Source organism: Kocuria soli (assembly GCF_003797835.1).
In the GTDB taxonomy this organism is placed as follows: Bacteria; Actinomycetota; Actinomycetes; order Actinomycetales; family Micrococcaceae; genus Kocuria; species Kocuria soli.
The window spans coordinates 296,195-312,597 of the sequence record NZ_RKMF01000001.1 but is presented as its reverse complement, the minus strand read 5'-3'; the positions used below and the strand labels follow the sequence as shown (position 1 = coordinate 312,597).

General features: G+C 67.2%; 14 protein-coding genes and 1 riboswitch. Of the genes, 4 read left to right on the top strand and 10 right to left on the bottom strand.

All coding sequences use genetic code 11. The features are described from left to right. Positions 1-29 precede the first annotated feature (29 nt). On the bottom strand, positions 30-1,424 hold the full coding sequence (locus tag EDL96_RS01395) for a galactokinase (RefSeq protein ID WP_123823647.1): 1,395 nt from the start codon (positions 1,422-1,424) through the stop codon (positions 30-32). Positions 1,425-1,480: 56 nt separating this feature from the next. After that, positions 1,481-2,731, bottom strand: a complete 1,251-nt coding sequence (locus EDL96_RS01390; RefSeq protein ID WP_123823646.1) for an FUSC family protein — start codon at positions 2,729-2,731, stop codon at positions 1,481-1,483. Between the two features lie 233 nt (positions 2,732-2,964). On the opposite strand from EDL96_RS01390, the gene EDL96_RS01385 reads away from it, so the two are divergent. Next, positions 2,965-3,384, top strand: a complete 420-nt coding sequence (locus EDL96_RS01385; RefSeq protein ID WP_123823645.1) for a DUF3151 domain-containing protein — start codon at positions 2,965-2,967, stop codon at positions 3,382-3,384. Here EDL96_RS01385 and metE read toward each other — a convergent pair. Continuing rightward, on the bottom strand, positions 3,358-6,819 hold the full coding sequence (gene metE, locus EDL96_RS01380) for a 5-methyltetrahydropteroyltriglutamate--homocysteine S-methyltransferase (protein ID WP_123823644.1): 3,462 nt from the start codon (positions 6,817-6,819) through the stop codon (positions 3,358-3,360). The two genes, EDL96_RS01385 and metE, sit on opposite strands and share 27 nt — an antisense overlap. A 106-nt stretch (positions 6,820-6,925) precedes the next feature. After that, positions 6,926-7,018: riboswitch (SAM riboswitch) on the bottom strand. A gap of 152 nt (positions 7,019-7,170) precedes the next feature. Here metE and EDL96_RS01375 point away from each other — a divergent pair. Beyond that, positions 7,171-8,457, top strand: a complete 1,287-nt coding sequence (locus tag EDL96_RS01375) for an adenylosuccinate synthase (protein ID WP_123823643.1) — start codon at positions 7,171-7,173, stop codon at positions 8,455-8,457. A 1-nt stretch (position 8,458) separates the two neighbouring features. Here EDL96_RS01375 and EDL96_RS01370 read toward each other — a convergent pair whose 3' ends face one another. Together EDL96_RS01370 and EDL96_RS13330 are read right to left on the bottom strand one after the other, a co-directional pair. After that, entirely contained in the window at positions 8,459-9,553 is a 1,095-nt protein-coding gene (locus EDL96_RS01370) for a sensor histidine kinase (protein WP_123823642.1), read from the bottom strand. Between the two features lie 196 nt (positions 9,554-9,749). Then, positions 9,750-9,902: a hypothetical protein gene (locus EDL96_RS13330; protein WP_158609456.1), complete on the bottom strand. Its 153-nt coding sequence runs from the start codon at positions 9,900-9,902 to the stop codon at positions 9,750-9,752. Positions 9,903-10,101: 199 nt separating this feature from the next. On the opposite strand from EDL96_RS13330, the gene EDL96_RS01365 reads away from it, so the two are divergent. Beyond that, positions 10,102-10,830 carry a response regulator transcription factor gene (locus EDL96_RS01365; protein WP_123823641.1) on the top strand — a complete coding sequence of 243 codons (729 nt, stop codon included), beginning with the start codon at positions 10,102-10,104 and terminating at the stop codon, positions 10,828-10,830. Between the two features lie 59 nt (positions 10,831-10,889). Here EDL96_RS01365 and EDL96_RS01360 read toward each other — a convergent pair whose 3' ends face one another. From EDL96_RS01360 to EDL96_RS13405, 5 genes are all read right to left on the bottom strand, one after another. After that, complete coding sequence (locus EDL96_RS01360) at positions 10,890-12,359, bottom strand: hypothetical protein (RefSeq protein WP_123823640.1); 1,470 nt, start codon at positions 12,357-12,359, stop codon at positions 10,890-10,892. Beyond that, entirely contained in the window at positions 12,356-13,174 is an 819-nt protein-coding gene (locus EDL96_RS01355; protein ID WP_158609454.1) for an ABC transporter ATP-binding protein, read from the bottom strand. The genes EDL96_RS01360 and EDL96_RS01355 overlap by 4 nt, the downstream gene beginning before the upstream one ends. A gap of 17 nt (positions 13,175-13,191) precedes the next feature. Further along, a complete protein-coding gene (locus EDL96_RS01350; protein WP_123823638.1) occupies positions 13,192-13,836 on the bottom strand; it encodes a hypothetical protein in 645 nt (214 codons plus the stop codon). Between the two features lie 6 nt (positions 13,837-13,842). Then, the gene (locus tag EDL96_RS01345; RefSeq protein ID WP_123823637.1) at positions 13,843-14,163 is read right to left on the bottom strand and encodes a hypothetical protein; all 321 of its coding nucleotides are present in this window, start codon (positions 14,161-14,163) and stop codon (positions 13,843-13,845) included. Between the two features lie 66 nt (positions 14,164-14,229). Further along, the gene (locus tag EDL96_RS13405) at positions 14,230-14,577 is read right to left on the bottom strand and encodes a hypothetical protein (protein ID WP_199732502.1); all 348 of its coding nucleotides are present in this window, start codon (positions 14,575-14,577) and stop codon (positions 14,230-14,232) included. A 321-nt stretch (positions 14,578-14,898) separates the two neighbouring features. Between EDL96_RS13405 and EDL96_RS01335 the strand changes: the two genes are divergently transcribed. Then, positions 14,899-16,389, top strand: coding sequence for an amino acid permease (locus EDL96_RS01335; RefSeq protein WP_233568589.1), 1,491 nt, complete (start codon positions 14,899-14,901; stop codon positions 16,387-16,389). The last annotated feature ends 14 nt before the right edge of the window (positions 16,390-16,403 follow it).

Genomic DNA, 16,403 nt, shown 5'->3' with positions numbered 1-16,403 from the left:
GTCTTAGGGCACCGAGCCCGGTCGGAACGTCAGTCGCAGTTGCGGCAGAGCTGGGCACCGGGGGCGCTGGCCTCGATGCACAGGAACCGGGGCCGGGGCAGGCCCTCCGCCAGGACCGCCCGGTCCACGGCCTGCACGACGGCGTCGACCTTGTTCATCGGGAGCAGGGCCAGGACCGAGCCGCCGAAGCCACCACCGATCAGGCGGGCGCCGGCCGCCGAGTGCGCCAGGGCCGTTTCCACGATCAGATCCGCGGTGGCGAAGGAGGCTTCGGCGTCGTCGCGCATCGAGGCGTGGCCCTCGGTGAGGATGCGTCCGAGTTCCCCCGGAGCCCCACCCGGGACCGAGTCCGGTGCCCCGTGGCGCAGCAGGGCGTCGATCCGCTCGGAACGCAGCATCTCGGTCAGGGCGTGCCGCAGACGACGGCGGCAGCCCGCCACGTCGCGCCCGTCGAGGTCCGCGGGGCGGGGGTCGGCGGCGTCCCAACGTGCGAGCACCGCCTCCACGTCCTCCGCGTCCGGGGATTCGGGCAGAAGGTCCCGCAGCCTTTCGGCACCGAGGAAGCGGGCCGCGGCCTCGGCGTCCTTGCGGCGGGAACTGAAGTCGTCGCCGCCCAGCCAGTGCGGGGTGCTGGTGTCCACGCCGACCAGACGATGACCTTCGACCAGGGGCGCGATCGGGTGGTGGGTGATTGAGAAGTCCCGGCAGTCCAGGGAGAGGACGTGGCCGGGCAGGGAGCGCAGACTGGCGGTCTGGTCCAGCCCACCCGTGGCCGCCCCGACCACCTGGACCTCGGCCATCATGCACGCGTGGGCCAGGACGGCCCGGGTGTCGTCGTCCAGGTCCCGGGGTCCCGTGATCATGCCCACGAAAGCCAGGATGGCCGCGCATTCGAGCGCGGCGGAGGAGGACAGCCCACCTCCCACGGGCAAAGTGGAGCGGATCAGCAGATCTGCACCGAAGTTCTCGGGAACGGCGAGCTCCGGATGACTCTCGGCGGCAATGCGCAGCGCCCAGAGGGCCCCGGCCACGTACCCGGTCCACCCTTCCGGTGTACCGGGTACGATCGAATCGACCGGGACCTCCACGATCCCTGAATCCAGGGTGGGCTCCAGCGTGCGCATCCGCAGCAGCCCGTCCGTTCGCGGCGCCGCGGCCACCAGCGTCCCGTAGGGCAGCGCCATGGGGAGGCAACGGCCGCCCAGGAAGTCGATGTGCTCGCCGTTGAGGTTCGCGCGGCCCGGGGCCATCCAGATCCCCTCGGGTTCCCGGTCGAATTCGTTGCGGAAGCGCCGGAAGCCTCTGCGGCCCATGGCTTCCAGATCCGGGTGCTCGATCCAGATGGGCTTGAGTCCCTCCGGTGCACCGCCCGGGCCGGACGCGGGCGCGTCGAGGCCAGGGAAGGGTGAACGGTACGTGGTCAAGGGGGGCCTCCTGGGGGCGGGCAGTGCAATGAAGCCTAGCCCGAGTACCCGAGGAGTCAGCGCCGGATGGGGAGGGGCAGTGCCCTGACCTTCGTCCGTCTGGCCGGCGGTGGCGGGTTGGAGGCGCCGTGGGTGGTGACGGTCTGGAGGATGCGTTCCAGGTCAGTGCTCACGGCGACCAGCCACCAGTGGTCCCAGGTGTTGCGCATCTCCAGGTTCTCCAGCTGGTCGGAGAGATCAGCGATCCGCGAACGGGCGCGCTTGGCCAGTATGGCGACCTCGTCCTTCTCCTCGTCGTCGAGGTTCAACGGGACGATCGTGAGTGCGGTGGTCAACGCGGTGAGTGAGGCCGTGTCCACTCGCCAGGCCACGCGCATGACTTCGGCGACGGCGCGCAGGGCGCGTTCGAGCTCCTTGGACACCTCCGCGGGCACCACCATGTGCGAACCATCCGTGGCGAAGAGCCGACGCAGCACGTCCGTGAGGTTGCGCATGTAGAACGCGACGTGTTCCACGCGCAGCAGGCGGGCCAGCCCGGGGTCCTGGTTCTTGCTGTTCGGCAGGAGCATGCGCGGGTTGCCCTTCATGGCCGTGGCCTGCTCCTGGACGATCCCGCGCACCTCCATGGTCATCTGCGCGAGCTGCTGGTTGATCTCGAGCCAGTCCCGGCGCGTGGTCGAACCCGGCGCGCGGACCTCCGTGGCCACGTCGCGCAGGTAGTGCATGAGCAGCTTCTCCGCGCGGCCGAGCTCGAGCGACGCCGAACGGATGTCCACCGGTGGTGCCACCAACAGGTGCACCGCCAGTCCGATCAGGGCGCCCGTGGTCATCTGCACCAGGTAGCCCATCGAGTACGCGTCGGCGTTCGGACCGCCGATCACCAGGACGAACAATGCCGTCATGGGGATGTAGTCGGCGCCCACCCCCAGTTTGCGCACCCCCGCCAGGATGGTGCCCAGTGCGATCACGATGAACAACGTGATGATCGTGTTCAGATCCGTCACCAGGACGATCAACGCGAGGGCCATGCCCAACGCCAGACCGATGATCGTCTGCAAGCCCGTGCGCATCGAACCCAGCAACGTGGGGTACATGACGGAGAGAGCGCCCAGCGGGGCGTAGAACGGGTACTCGGCCACGACCCCTGGCATGTACGGAGCCACGACCCACGCGATGGTGCAGGCGGTCGCGGCCTTGAGGGCCAGCAAGAGGCGCGGCGGGGTGATCGCGCCCTGGTGCCAGGGGCGGATCAACGAATCGTCGTCGTCGGGTACTGCCGGTGCCGACGAACGGCTGAGAATGCGCACGGAACTCCTTCGTCATGCGGTGTGCGTGCGCCAGCGTATTAGTTACGGACGGGCCGAGTCGATGGGTTGGGAGGAGTCGATTTCTCGGCCGAATCATGATTTCTTTCACGCGGTCGGCGCCCCCTGTGCGTTGTCCGTCGGCTGATTCCCGACGACGCCGTCGTTAGGCTGGCGGGAAGCAAACACAGCAGGACAACGCGCCGTCCCGGACGGCACCCGTCGGAAGGACGAACATGAGCCAGCTCGGAAAGAACCTCCTGGGAGAACCCGACCCCACGTTGCTCGAGGAGAACCCGGAACTGGTCGCCCGGTTCGACGCCGGGGACGAGGCCGAGGACCTGGCCCGTGCCTTCCCCAAGGAGCAGCTGCCCTGGGCGATCCTGGCCGAGGAGGCACTGACCGACGGGCGCACCCTGGAGGGCTACGCCTACGCGCGGGTCGGTTACCACCGCGGGCTCGACGCCCTGCGTCGCAACGGCTGGAAGGGGCACGGACCCGTGCCGTTCTCGCACGAGCCGAACCGTGGGTTCCTTCGGGCCCTGGCCGCGCTCGGCCAGGCCGCAGCCGCCATCGGCGAGCTGGACGAGGCCGAGCGCATCCAGAAGTTCCTCAACGACTCCGATCCCTCAGCGGCCGAGCAGCTCCAGTCCTGAATTCAGCCGTGCACCCCTGAGGCGCTCGCGCACCCTTGCCGTGGCCGCCACCAGGTTGCGCAGGCTCTCCTCGGTCTCGCGGTAGCCGCGGGTCTTGAGGCCGCAGTCCGGGTTGGCCCACAGCAGGTCCGCGTCCACGTACTCGAGGGCGCTGATCAACAGGGACTCGATCTCGTCCACGGATGGGACCCGCGGGGAGTGGATGTCCCACACGCCGGGGCCCAGTCCGCGGGAGAAGCCGACCGAGCGCACGTCGGCCAGGACTTCCATGCGTGAGCGGGCGGCTTCGATCGAGGTCACGTCCGCGTCCAGGGCGTCCACGCCTTCGATCACGTCACCGAACTCCGAGTAGCACAGGTGGGTGTGGATCTGGGTGTCGTCAGCGGCACCGGCGGTGGCTCGCCGGAAGGCGTCCACGGCCCAGTCCAGGTAGGCGGTGCGGTCGACCCGGCGCAGCGGCAGGAGTTCGCGCAGGGCCGGTTCGTCGACCTGGATGATGCCGATGCCGGCGGCCTCCAGGTCGGCGATCTCGTCCCGCAGGGCCAACGCCACCTGGTCCGCGGTGTGCCCCAGGGGCTGGTCCTCCCGCACGAAGGACCACGCCAGGATGGTCACGGGGCCCGTGAGCATGCCCTTGACCGGGTGCTGGGTCAGGGATTGGGCGAACTCGATCCACGGCACCGTGAAGGCATCGCCCTCCAGTCCTTCACCGGCCCGTGAGACGTCGCCCCACAGGATCGACGGGCGTGTGGCGCGGGATCCGTAGGACTGGACCCAGCCGTTGCTCGTGACCGCGAAACCGTCGAAGTTCTCGGCGAAGTACTGCACCATGTCGTTGCGTTCGGGCTCGCCGTGAACCAGGACGTCCAGGCCCAGGTCCTCCTGCAGCTCAACCACCCGCGTGATCTCCGCGCGCAGGAACTGTTCGTACTGTTCCCGGTCGATCCGTCCCAGTCGGAAGTCCGCCCTGGCCTTCCGGACCTCCCCGGTCTGCGGGAAGGAACCGATGGTCGTGGTCGGCAGCGGTGGCAGCTGGGCGGAGCCGAACCGTCGCCGGGACTGGGCCTCCCTCCGGACGTGTGCCGGTGTTTGCCGGGTGTCGGCGGGAGTCTGTCGGGCCGCACGTTCGCGCACGCCCGGATCGACCACCCCCGGCGCTGTCACGCGTGAGGTGAGGGCAGCTGCCGATTCCTCCAACGCGGTGGCGATCGCCTCCCGCCCTTCGGCCAGCCCGCGGGCCAGGGTCACGACCTCGGTGATCTTCTCGTCGGCGAAGGCCAGCCAGCTGCGCACCGTGGGATCGAGGTCGTCCTCGCCCTCGAGCGTGTGCGGGACGTGGATCAACGACGTCGAGGTGGCCACGCTGACCGTCGCCCCGGCGGATCGCAGCGACTCGAGCCTGGTCAGGACCGCGTCCAGGTCCGTGCGCCAGATGTTGCGACCGTTCACGACGCCCGCGACCAGGGTCGGCGCGCCCTCACCCGTGAACAGGGCGACCTGCTCGGCCGAAAGCCCCCCGCGGACCAGGTCCACGTGCACGGCCTCCACGCCGGAGGCGACCAGCGGGGCAAGCAGATCCCCGGCGTCGCCGTACGGGGTGGTCACCAGGATCTTCGGCCGGTCGTCCAGCTCCGCCAGGTACCCGGCGGCGCGTTCGACGGCGTCACGCAACTCGTTGCCGGTGACGTGCGCGAAGTCGGCGACCAGGGCGGGTTCCTCGATCTGGACCCACTGCGCCCCCGCGGTGCGGAGAGCGGCCAGGATGTCGGCGTAGACGGGGAGCAGGTCCTCCAGCCGGTCGAGCGGACGGACCGGGGTGGGCGAGGTGCCGTCGTCCTTGGCCAGGGCCAGGAAGGTCACCGGACCCACGATGCTCGGGCGGAGTGTGCGTCCGTCGGCCGCAGCCCGGGTCACCGCGTCGATCAGTTCGTAGGGGGTGGCGGTGAACGTGGTCGTGGGCCCGATCTCCGGGACCAGGTAGTGGTAGTTGGTGTCGAACCACTTGGTCATCTCCAGCGGCTGGCGGGCGGCGTCCCCGCGGGCCAGGACGAAGGACCCGTCGCGGTCAACGGATCCGGCGGCAGGTCCCTGGCCGACGCGCAGGTCGCTGAATCGTTCGGGCACCGCGCCCACGGCCACCAGGGTGTCCAGGACCTGGTCGTAGAGCGCGTGACCCGCCGGAACCGCACTGTCACCCTCCAGGCCCCGTTCCGTGATGTGGGCGACGGTGGAGTCGCGCAGTTCAGTGGCCGACCGGTCCAGGTCCGCGGCGGTGGAGCGCCCCGCCCAGTAGGACTCGAGTGCGGACTTGAGCTCGCGCCGGGGGCCCAGGCGCGGGTAGCCGAGGATCGTTGCGGCGGGGAACGCGGCCGCGTCCTTCGCCGGGGCGGACTGGTCGGAGGCGTACTGCGCGGTGTTGGGCTGGTTGGGGCTGGTCACGGTGGTCTCCTCGCGGTTCGTGCGGGTCGGTTCAGGGTTCGGTACAGCGGTCGGTTCGGGTGTCAGTGGAAGGGGCTGGGTGATGTCGTCGGTCGTGGGCGGGACGGGCCGGGGCAGATCCAGCTGCTCCAGGACGTCCAAGGCGGCATGGTGTTCGTTGAAGGTGTAGAGGTGCAGGCCCGGGGCGCCCGCGTCCAGGGCTGTGCGAGCCAGGCGGACCGCAGCCTTCACACCGGCCTGATGCCGTAGGCGGTCCGATCCGGCGGTCTCGAGCTCGTGGGCCAGCCGAGGATCCGGGTCCACGCCGGCCATCCGGCACACGGTGAGGTAACGGCGCAGGCCCGTCACGGGCAGGATTCCGGGGACGATCGGCAGTTCCACACCGGACTTGCGGGCGCGAGCCACGAACTTCTCGTAGTCCTCCGCCTGCGGGTAGACCTGGGTGATCGCGAAGTCGGCACCCGCGCGCTGTTTGGCCAACAGGACCTCCAGGTCCTGACTCACGCTCGTGGACTCGGGGTGCTTGACGGGGTATGCCGCCACACCCACGGACACCCGCCCGCCGCACAGTCGGTGGGCGCTGTCGCGTTCGACCCTGCGGATCAGGTCCACCAGGTGACGGGCGAAGGGCAACTCGTCCTCGCGGGCCTCCGTGACGCCCGCCGGTCGGTCACCGCGCAACGCCAGGATGCCGCGCACCCCCACGTCCAGGAGATCACTGATCAGGGCGGTCAGTTCGGCCTCCGTGGGGCCCACGCAGAGCACGTGGGCCAGGGGTCGGAACGGGGTCTCGTGGACCAGGTGGTGCAGCAGTGACAACGACCGTCGTCGTCGTAGGGCATCGGCGCCCGTGGTCACGGACACGTGGTCCGGGGCCGTGGGGGCCAGCTCGTCGAGGGTGGCCAGCAGCGACTCCCGGCTGGCCTCGCTCCTCGGCGGGAAGAGTTCGTAGGACAACGCCGGGGTGCGCGGGCGTTCGGTGTGGGGGTCGGTCACGTTCGTGGGTCTCCTTCCATGTACCCCCGACAGAGGGTGCACGCGAGACTCCACGGCCGTGCGTCGTGACAACGACGACGGTCCGGTGGACCACGGAACACAGATCGCTCCATCGGTCCTGGCGGGAGCACCGTTCCTGCGAACAGGATGGTTGCTGCGGCGTCGACGAGCCAGGTCTCTCAGCCGCTCTGGATAGATAGCGAGACAGTTATATCCGGGCTTTCCCGGGCCTCGCAACGGCTCACCGTTGAGGTATTCGCCCAGGAGCGACGTCTGCCGGGCGCGGTAGACTCGGCGGGTACACGACCGCAGACCGGTGCCATTCGCGCCGAACTCAGGAGCGCATCTGATATGCCAGCGATCTCGATCGTCGGTGCCCAGTGGGGCGACGAAGGCAAGGGCAAGGCCACGGACATTCTGGGCGGCCGAGTGGACTTCGTGGTCAAACCCAACGGCGGCAACAACGCAGGTCACACGGTGGTCGTGGGCGGTGAGAAGTTCGAGCTGAAGCTCCTTCCCGCCGGCATCCTCTCCGAGCAGGCCACCCCCGTGATCGGCAACGGCGTGGTGGTCAATCCGCAGGCTCTGTTCGAGGAGATCGACGGACTGGAGGCCCGGGGTGCGGACACCTCCAAGCTGCGGATCTCCGCCAACGCGCACCTGGTGGCCCCGTACCACCAGACCATGGATCAGGTCACGGAACGTTTCCTGGGCAAGCGCGCGATCGGCACCACGGGACGCGGCATCGGCCCGGCCTACATGGACAAGGTGGGGCGTTTAGGCATCCGCGTCCAGGACGTCCTGGACGAATCCATCCTGGCGCAGAAGATCGAAGGCGCCCTGCGGCAGAAGAACGAACTGCTGGTCAAGCTCTACAACCGTCGGGCCATCGAGACGCAGGAGATCGTCGACTACTTCCTGGGCTACGCCGATCGGTTGGCGCCCATGATCGTGGACTCCACCCGGCTGCTCAACGACGGCCTGGACGCCGGCAAGACCGTGCTGTTGGAAGGTGGTCAGGCAACGTTCCTGGACGTCGACCACGGCACCTACCCGTTCGTGACCTCCTCCAACCCGTCCACGGGTGGGGCCTGTGTGGGCGCGGGTATCGGCCCCACGCGCATGACCCGTTCCGTCGGCATCATCAAGGCCTACACCACGCGTGTGGGTGCGGGCCCGTTCCCCACCGAACTCTTCGACTCCTGGGGCGAACGGCTGCGCACCGTGGGTGGCGAGTTCGGCGTGAACACCGGGCGGCCGCGCCGCACCGGGTGGTACGACGCCGTCATGGCTCGCCACGCCTCCCGCATCAACGGGTTCACGGACTACTTCCTGACCAAGCTGGACGTGCTCACCGGGATCGACTCCATTCCCGTGTGCGTGGCCTACGACGTCGACGGCGTGCGGCACAACGAGATGCCCATGACCCAGACCGAGTTCCACCACGCCAAGCCGATCTTCGAGGACTTCCCCGGGTGGACCGAGGACATCTCCGGTGCCCGCTCGATCGAGGACCTGCCCGCGAACGCGCAGACCTATGTGCGCGAACTCGAGGCCATGTCCGGGACCAGGATCTCCGCGATCGGCGTGGGTCCGGACCGCGAGCACACCATCGAGGTGCGCGACCTCATCGACTGACTCATCGACTGAGGGGAAGCTGCGCCTCGACCAACCAATGGCTGTGATCGGGACCCGCACGCAAACTGCCACCAACTTCGTTCACCGTGGTGGCCAACCCCTCCAAACCGCGGCCCGAGCCCATCGAACGGAGTCGGTCCGGTGCCTGCTGCCCGATCTGCGGCGTTCGTACACGCACCTCCAGCCAACGGTCCACAGCTTGAACGCTCACGGAGGTCGGGCCGTCACCCGCGTAGCGCACGGCGTTGGTCAGCGATTCTCGGACAACCCGGACGGCAGCATCGGCCGTCGCTGCGTTGACCGTGTCCAGAGCATGGGTGTCGAGATCCATCGTGACCTCGCGTCCCAACCGCGTGAGGGTCCTGGCCAAATGGGAGATGCGGGCGGAGGGTGGGTCCGTGACCCGGGTTGCCGGCCGGGCCGAGTCACCTCTGGTCTCGGCCCGGTCCAGGACCTGAAGCAGTTCACGCATCTCGACCAACGCGGTCTGCGTGGAGGAGTCCACCACGTCCAATGCGTCGTGCAATGCCTGAGGTTGTGAGCTGGTTCTGGCGGCCGCAACCGTGGTCGCGATGATGGTGAGCTGGCTGGCCACCACGTCGTGCAGAGCTCGAGCAAGGGCCGAACGCTCGTCGTCGCGAGCCCTCGCCAGGCGCTGCTCGTGCTCAACGGCCTCCTGCCGTCGTGTCTCTTCCGCCCGGTGTGATTGTTCTCGCGCCTCCAAAGCCCAGCGCAGGATCTCGCCCAGCGCCACGGCAGTGAAGATCAGCATGGTGCATCCCCAGAACCCGGCAGTCACGCTGAACGTCGTGTGGCTGATCACGAGCGCGGTCAAGGCCACGATCGCGGTCACAGCGTGGATCATGCCGATCCTGCGCTCAACGATGGCGTGGACCACAGCGGTGGTCAGCCACAAGGGCAGCAGCAAAGCTGTCACGGAGCCCGCCTGCCAGCCCAACACCAGCATTACCCAGGTCAAGACAAGTGCGAGCAGAGGGCGGATACCCGCGAGAGTGACGGCGGCACAACCGGTGAGCAGAACGGCGACCTTCCACGGGTCCTCAGCCGAGAATCGCAGGTCATCGACCGTGGACACGATCGCCAAGGTCGCCAGAGCCACCAGCCCGGCCCGGGGAATGGAGACAGGCCTGACGGCTTCCCGCGCCTGGATCTGACCAGGTCGGTGTGCTGGGAGGAGTCGATGTGGAATGGCCGATCAACCTCTTCCCTGTCGCATTGGTTCGCGCTGGCTCGCCGAAAGGGCGGTTGATCGAGCCGGTTCCGCCCTCGGGTCAGTCGCAGTCTAGGCGGAGCAGTTCGCAGAAGAAGCGGTCCGCACCGGTTTGATAACCACCGGCGGAAGGAAGTGCCTGCGCCGGGGCCGTGCCCAGGAACAGACTGCTGATGACCAGGCTCGCTGCTGTGATACGGGTGCGACGTGACATTCGTGAACTCCTTGGCTTCCATCAAAGGGGCTAAACCACCACGGTTCAGCCCATGGCGTGACACCCATGGTGGTACCCGGAGCCCAGAGGAGCCCATGGACTTTTGTCTACGATTCCGGTGTTCCGGCGCTCGGCACCGCCGTTGTCACAATGGATCCGGCGGATGAACCGTCAAACGCTCTCCCGTAGGGTTGAGCCCATGACTGGACCCTCGATTGTGGTCGTGGACGACGAACCGTTGGTACGGCAAGGAATCTGTGCACTGTTGCAGGCAAGTGACGAACTTGACGTGTCGAGCATCGAGGTTGCCGGAAACGGCGAAGAGGCATTGGTGGTGTGTGCTGCGGTCAGCCCGGACATCGTCCTCATGGACCTTCGAATGCCCCACCTGTCCGGCGTCGAGGCCATCAGGGAGTTACACGCGCAGGACCCGCACTTACCGGTCCTGGCCTTGACGACTTTCAGCACGGAGGACCTGGTGTTGGAAGCGATGGGAGCAGGTGCCAGCGGATACCTCGTCAAGGACCGTGCTGCCACGGACCTCGTCCCCGCGGTGCAAGCTGTGCTGGAGGACGGCATGCCGTTGTCCCCGGAGGCCGCCCGCGCGCTCACTGCCTGGGTGGTTGACCACCTACCCGGTCGCAGGGCCATGACCCTTGACGGGGTCCCCCGCCAAGGTCTCGACGGCCCGGACCGGCCACGAAGCGATGTTTTGGCGGCTCAGCTGACAGATCGCGAATTGGAGTGTCTGGCCAGGTTGGCGGAAGGGATGTCCAACCAGGAGATTGCGACGGCCATGCACGTGTCCGTCGGTGCGGTCAAGGCGTACTTGGGCTCCAGCTGCACCAAGTTGCAGGTGCGCGACCGGGTTCAATTGCTCATCCGCGCCACACAGATGCGCCTGGTTACTCCGGCTCTGCCGGAGTAAGACGGAGTAAGACGGAGTAAGACGGACCGGACCGATGTGCTCCATGGTCACAGGTTGCGTCAGCCCAAGCACGTGGAGACACTGCGGGTCATGAACCGCACAGCCACCGTGAACAACGCAGCGGCCAGTGCCAGATCCACGAGGATCAAGGTCCAACCTTGGAGACTGAAGGCCCATGTGATCAGTCCCAGGGCCAGGATCTCCAGAGACAGCGTCAACACCGAGGTCACCGCTACCGCTGTGGGCGCCTGACGGTCGTAAGGGACCAAGGTGCCGGCCAGCAACGCGACAGTGAAGGTGAGCGCGAACAAGCTCAGAGCCTCAGCCCAGGCAAGCGGGCCGCCGAACGGCAGCGCCACAGGTGCTAGGAAGAGGACCAGCACGGAAAGTTGCAACCCGAGATAGGGCAGGGTCCGCAACAAAGCGATCGAGAGCGGGGAGAGTCCCGCCAAACGCAGGATCCAGGCCGTCTCCCGTGTCCGGCCGTGGACGGTTTCTGCCCCCATGGCGGAGATGAGCACGATGACCATGACCGCGATTCCGGGGTGCAGTCCTACCGTGTGGACCCCTGCGGCGAGGAGACCTGCCAGCACCACCGAGGTAATCATGGCGACCCGGACCACGGGGTCCCGCAGAACCTGGGCAAGTTCACGGGTGACCAGATCCAGGGTTGGCCACCGGGTGGTCGGAAGGGTTCGGGCTCGACCGTGTACGGACAGCGCGCCGCCGGAGGCATCGGAACGCGCGGCGGCCAGGCCCAGAATGATTGCCGTGAGCAGCATGAGGAGCAGCAATCCATGCGCTGCAAGAGAGTCCGGGAGCAGCCCACCCCAGGCCCGGGAGAGGCTGCCCAGGGCGGAGGGGCCACCGGATGCTCCCCGCAGGATGTCCGAGAACACCAAGGCGATGCCGGTGCAGACGGTGAGCAGCCCCACGGCACGCGCGGACTCGTAGGACCGCAGTACGGGGTGCAGAAAGGACTGGGCGGCAGTCAACACGGTAGTGGACGACGCAGCCACGACCGCCCCCAATAGGATCACACCGATCATGGCGCGTATCGGCCGTTCCGAGAGACTGGTGGACAAGGCCCAGGCTCCACCGGCCAGCATGCTCGTTCCCAACACCAGGCCCCAGATCAGTTGCCCGAGGTAGCGAGCGGAACCACAAGTCCATCGGCTCGTGCCGACCATTCGGGCATGCAGGAGCAACGGGGAACCTGGGGGCATGACCAGGTGCAGCAGTAGGACGGCGGCCGCCGGCCCGAGGGCCAAGGCGTAGGGCAGGACGGCGGTGGCCTGCCTCAACGTGCGGGTCGTGGTCTCCGAGGAGGCACCTGCTTGGGTGAGGGTTTCCCGCGCGCCGTCGAGAATCTGCCCCAGCACCACGGCGACCAAACCGTTGAGAACCAGCCCGGCGATCACCACAGCGGCCAGCAATGCAACTTTTACCGCTGGTCCGCCCAGTTGCCGATCGAGGTGGTGGAACAAGGCCTTGTTCTCGGCGCGGACCAACGTGCCGACGGAACTCATGACCGTCCTCCGATCAATGTGGCCGCCCGCTGCGCGGACTCTTCGACGTTGTCGCGTAGGCCGGTGACGTCCAAGAATGCGTCCTCGAGGAAGGTGTCGCTGCCTTGGGCGGCTGCTCGGAGTGTCTCGACCCGATCGTCCAGGACGACCTGCCCTCGCGAAAGCACGACGACGTCGTGGCAAAAGGACTCCACGGCACCCAAGTCATGGGTGGACACCAGGATGGCCCGGCCGTTCGCCGCGGTCTCTGTGAGCACTCTGCGCAGGAGCGCGGCCGTTTCCGGATCGAGGCCCCGGAAGGGTTCGTCCAGGATCAACAAGGACGGCCGGTGCAATACGTTGGCCACCAATTGCACCTTTCGCTTCATGCCGTGGCTGTAGGAGCCCACGAGATCACCGGCGGCATCGGCCATGCGCAGAGCCGCGAAGTACTCGAGGATTTCGGCCCGGTCGACGGCGACGGAGCGGAGCAGAGCCATGGTCTCGACGTACTCGAGTCCCGTGAGCAACTCGGGGACGGGGAGGTCATCCGCACAGAACCCCACCCTGGAACTCATCTGGTCAACCATGGGTGTGCCGTCGAGCAGGACTTCCCCGTCGCGGGGCCGGATCAGCCCCAGAACGGTGTGCAACAACGTGGACTTGCCGGACCCGTTGGGACCCACCAGGGCTGTTATTCGCCCCGCCGTCGCACGCATCGAAACGTCCTTCACGACATCCGAACCGCGCCGGTAACCGCTGGTCAGACGGGTCACCGTCAAACCGTCTCCAGCAGGCGGCTCGGGTGTTGCCTGGGTCTGATTCTCGGTGGACACAGTGGAGTCCTTTCGATTCATCGGGTCGATTCAGTTCCGGGGGCCTGCTCCTTGCTGGGAGAGGCCACGGTCCTGCTCTCTCGCAAGGCCTCGATCAGAGCCGTGAAATCGTCGGTTCCAGGCAAGATCGAGCCGAGGTGTTGGAGAGCGAAGGTGGAAGAAGGCACAAGGGCCACATGGATTTCCAGTGAAGCTCCCACGACCCATGCGCTCAGCTGAGGGAGCACAGCCACGGCAAGACCGACGAGAGGGCCTGCGAGAGTGACCAGCACATCCTGTGCTGCGGGGAGGGCTCCGCGTTCGACATGGGCGGTCCAGACAGTGCTGTGCCCCTTCGCCTCGGGTGCGTCAGCCGGAGCCAGGATGGTGTAAACGGCCGCGTGGGCAAGTTCGTGGGCCACGAACGCCGCCGGGCAGATCAGAACAGACACTGCGCACAGTACGGCGGGCGTTGCACCCAGGAACGGGGCCAGTAACCAGGCCGCGGACACGAAGGGAACCGCGAATGCGGTGGTGAGTCGCAGAGCAGGTGGAACAACGGCGAGGAACACGCCGCTGAGTCCGCGCCGAAGCCGGAACGGGCCTTCTCCCATGCCGCGCTCAAGCCGGAGCGGGAGATTTGGCTGCCCAGAGGACGGCGCGGACTCAGCGGTGCGTGTCATTGCACTTCAGCTCTTCCGGGTGAAGTGACCGGTCAGGGCCCCCGCAACGGCTCCGACGAGGAGACCGATCATGGCCAGGGTCAAGACCCCGTTTCCGGAATGGGCGGTGACATCGCCGTTGGCTGCTTGCTGCAACTCGATGATGGGCTGCAAGGACACCGTTCCACCCTGTTCGACGACCTGTGACATTCCCCAGATCACGACGCCCACGGTCAGGACCACGCCGACGAGGAGTCCCGCGACGGCGCCGAGTGCGGTGAGCAGTACGGTTCGGTTCAGCCCCCGGCGAGAGGGGTTTTGTGAGTGTTCGAGGTTCCAGGCAGTCATGTCATCTCCCGTTCTTGGCGCCTGCGCGGCGCACAAATAGGTGTCCAGGTGCAACCCATGGCTGGGTCACTTGCTGCAGGCGACCTTGACTTCGAACCAGCTGGTCTTGACGTACCACTCGAAGTTCATGCCCTTGTTGGCGCAGTAGATGACGACAGCAGCTGACACCGCTGCGGCCAACACCAGGAGCACGGCGATGGCGACCACGAAGATCACCACCACGGGGCCAGCGCCGTTGCGACGCCGCTCCTGCAGGTTGGCTTGCGCGTTCGCAGGGGCAGCGTTGAGCCACAGCAACATGGCGAGGGTGCGTTCGATCATCGTTGGTGTCCGGAGGGCACCGGCGGCGTCACGAGGTGTGGAGCTCGAGCGCTGTTCGTCGACCGACTTGGGTGCGGTGAGTGTCGCGGTCATGATGTTCTCCTCTGATCGTTGCGGTGGCTGGGCTGCCCCCGCTGACGATCTCCACGCTAGGAACGAGGGTTCACCTCACGGTATGGACCATCGGCCACGAATCAGCGGGGCGGGAGTCGACGAAAGACGGGGAGGGTCCACGCCACAACGACACCGAGGGCGCGGCACTCGGCACCGCGGCCACGTCCCGACGTCGTCGTGATGTGGCCCGCTTGGGCGGATCGGTCCGGTACGCTCCCGGGATGACGCCACCTCCGTGTCTCGACTCGTCTCACAGCGGTGGTTGCCAGGATCCAGCACCACCGAGCGAGAGGCACACCCGTGTCCACTGAGCGAGCAGCACAGGTGAGCAGCAAGGCCGAAGGCGAAGGCCTGCGACGCAGCCTGCACACCCGTCACATGACCATGATCGCCATGGGCGGTGCCATCGGGACGGGCCTGTTCGTGGCCTCGGGCAACTCGATCGCCACGGCCGGCCCGGGTGGTGCGCTGGTGGCCTACGTCCTGATCGGGCTCATGGTCTACCTGCTCATGCAGTCCCTGGGCGAGATGTCCGCGTGGCGACCGACCTCGGGTTCCTTCGGCGATCACGCGGGACGGTACGTGTCGCCGTCGTTCGGATTCGCGATCGGGTGGAACTACTGGTTCAACTGGGCGATCACCGTGGCCGCGGAACTCGTGGCGGCGGCGATCATCATGCAGTTCTGGTTCCCGGATACCCCGGCCTGGATCTGGTCGGCCCTGTTCCTGGCCATCGTCTTCGGACTCAACGCGCTGTCCACCCGCACGTACGGCGAAGGTGAGTTCTGGCTCTCGGCCATCAAGGTCACCGCCGTGATCGTCTTCCTGGTGCTGGGCGTGCTGATGATTGCCGGGATCCTGGGCGGGGAAAGCCCGGGCTTCGGCAACTGGACCACGGAGGAAGCCCCGTTCGTGGGCGGCCCCATCACCATCCTGGCGATTTTCATGGTGGCCGGGTTCTCCTTCCAGGGGACCGAACTGGTGGGTGTTGCCGCGGGTGAGGCCCAGGACCCGGAGACCACCGTCCCCAAGGCCATCCGCACCGTTTTCTTCCGCATCCTGCTGTTCTACGTCGGCGCGATCTCCGTGATCGGATTCTTGCTGCCCTACACGCACCCCAACCTGCTGGCCTCCGGTGAAGCTGACGTGGCCATGTCCCCGTTCACCCTGGTGCTGCAGAACGCGGGTGTCGCCTTCGCGGCCTCGGTCATGAACGCCGTGATCCTGACGGCCATCCTCTCGGCGGGCAACTCCGGTCTGTACGCCTCCACGCGCATGCTCTGGTCGCTGGCCATGGAGGGCAAGGCGCCACGGTTCCTGCGCAAACTCAACCGCCGTGGGGTGCCCATGAATGCGCTGTGGGCCACCGCAGCCTTCGGGCTGTTGGCCTTCGGTACCACGTGGTTCGGCAACGGCGCGGTCTACACGTGGTTGATCAACGCGTCCGCGCTTGCCGGGTTCATCGTCTGGGCCGGAATCGCCTGGACGCACTACAACTTCCGCAAGGCCTTCAAGGCCCAGGGGCGCTCCGTGAGCGAACTGCCGTTCCGGGCGAAGTTCTTCCCCGCCGGACCGCTCATCGCCCTGGCCATGTGCCTCCTGGTGATCGTGGGCCAGAGCTACGAGGCGTTCATCAACGGGACGATCACCCCCGTGTCGCTGCTGTCCTCCTACCTGGGACTGCCCCTGTTCCTGGCGTTCTGGTGGGGCCACAAACTGGTGACCGGCTCCAAGCGAGTGGAGCCTGCCCAAGCGGATCTCTCCCGCAACCGTGAGGACGAAGTGGCCTGAGCGCCGTCGTTCCT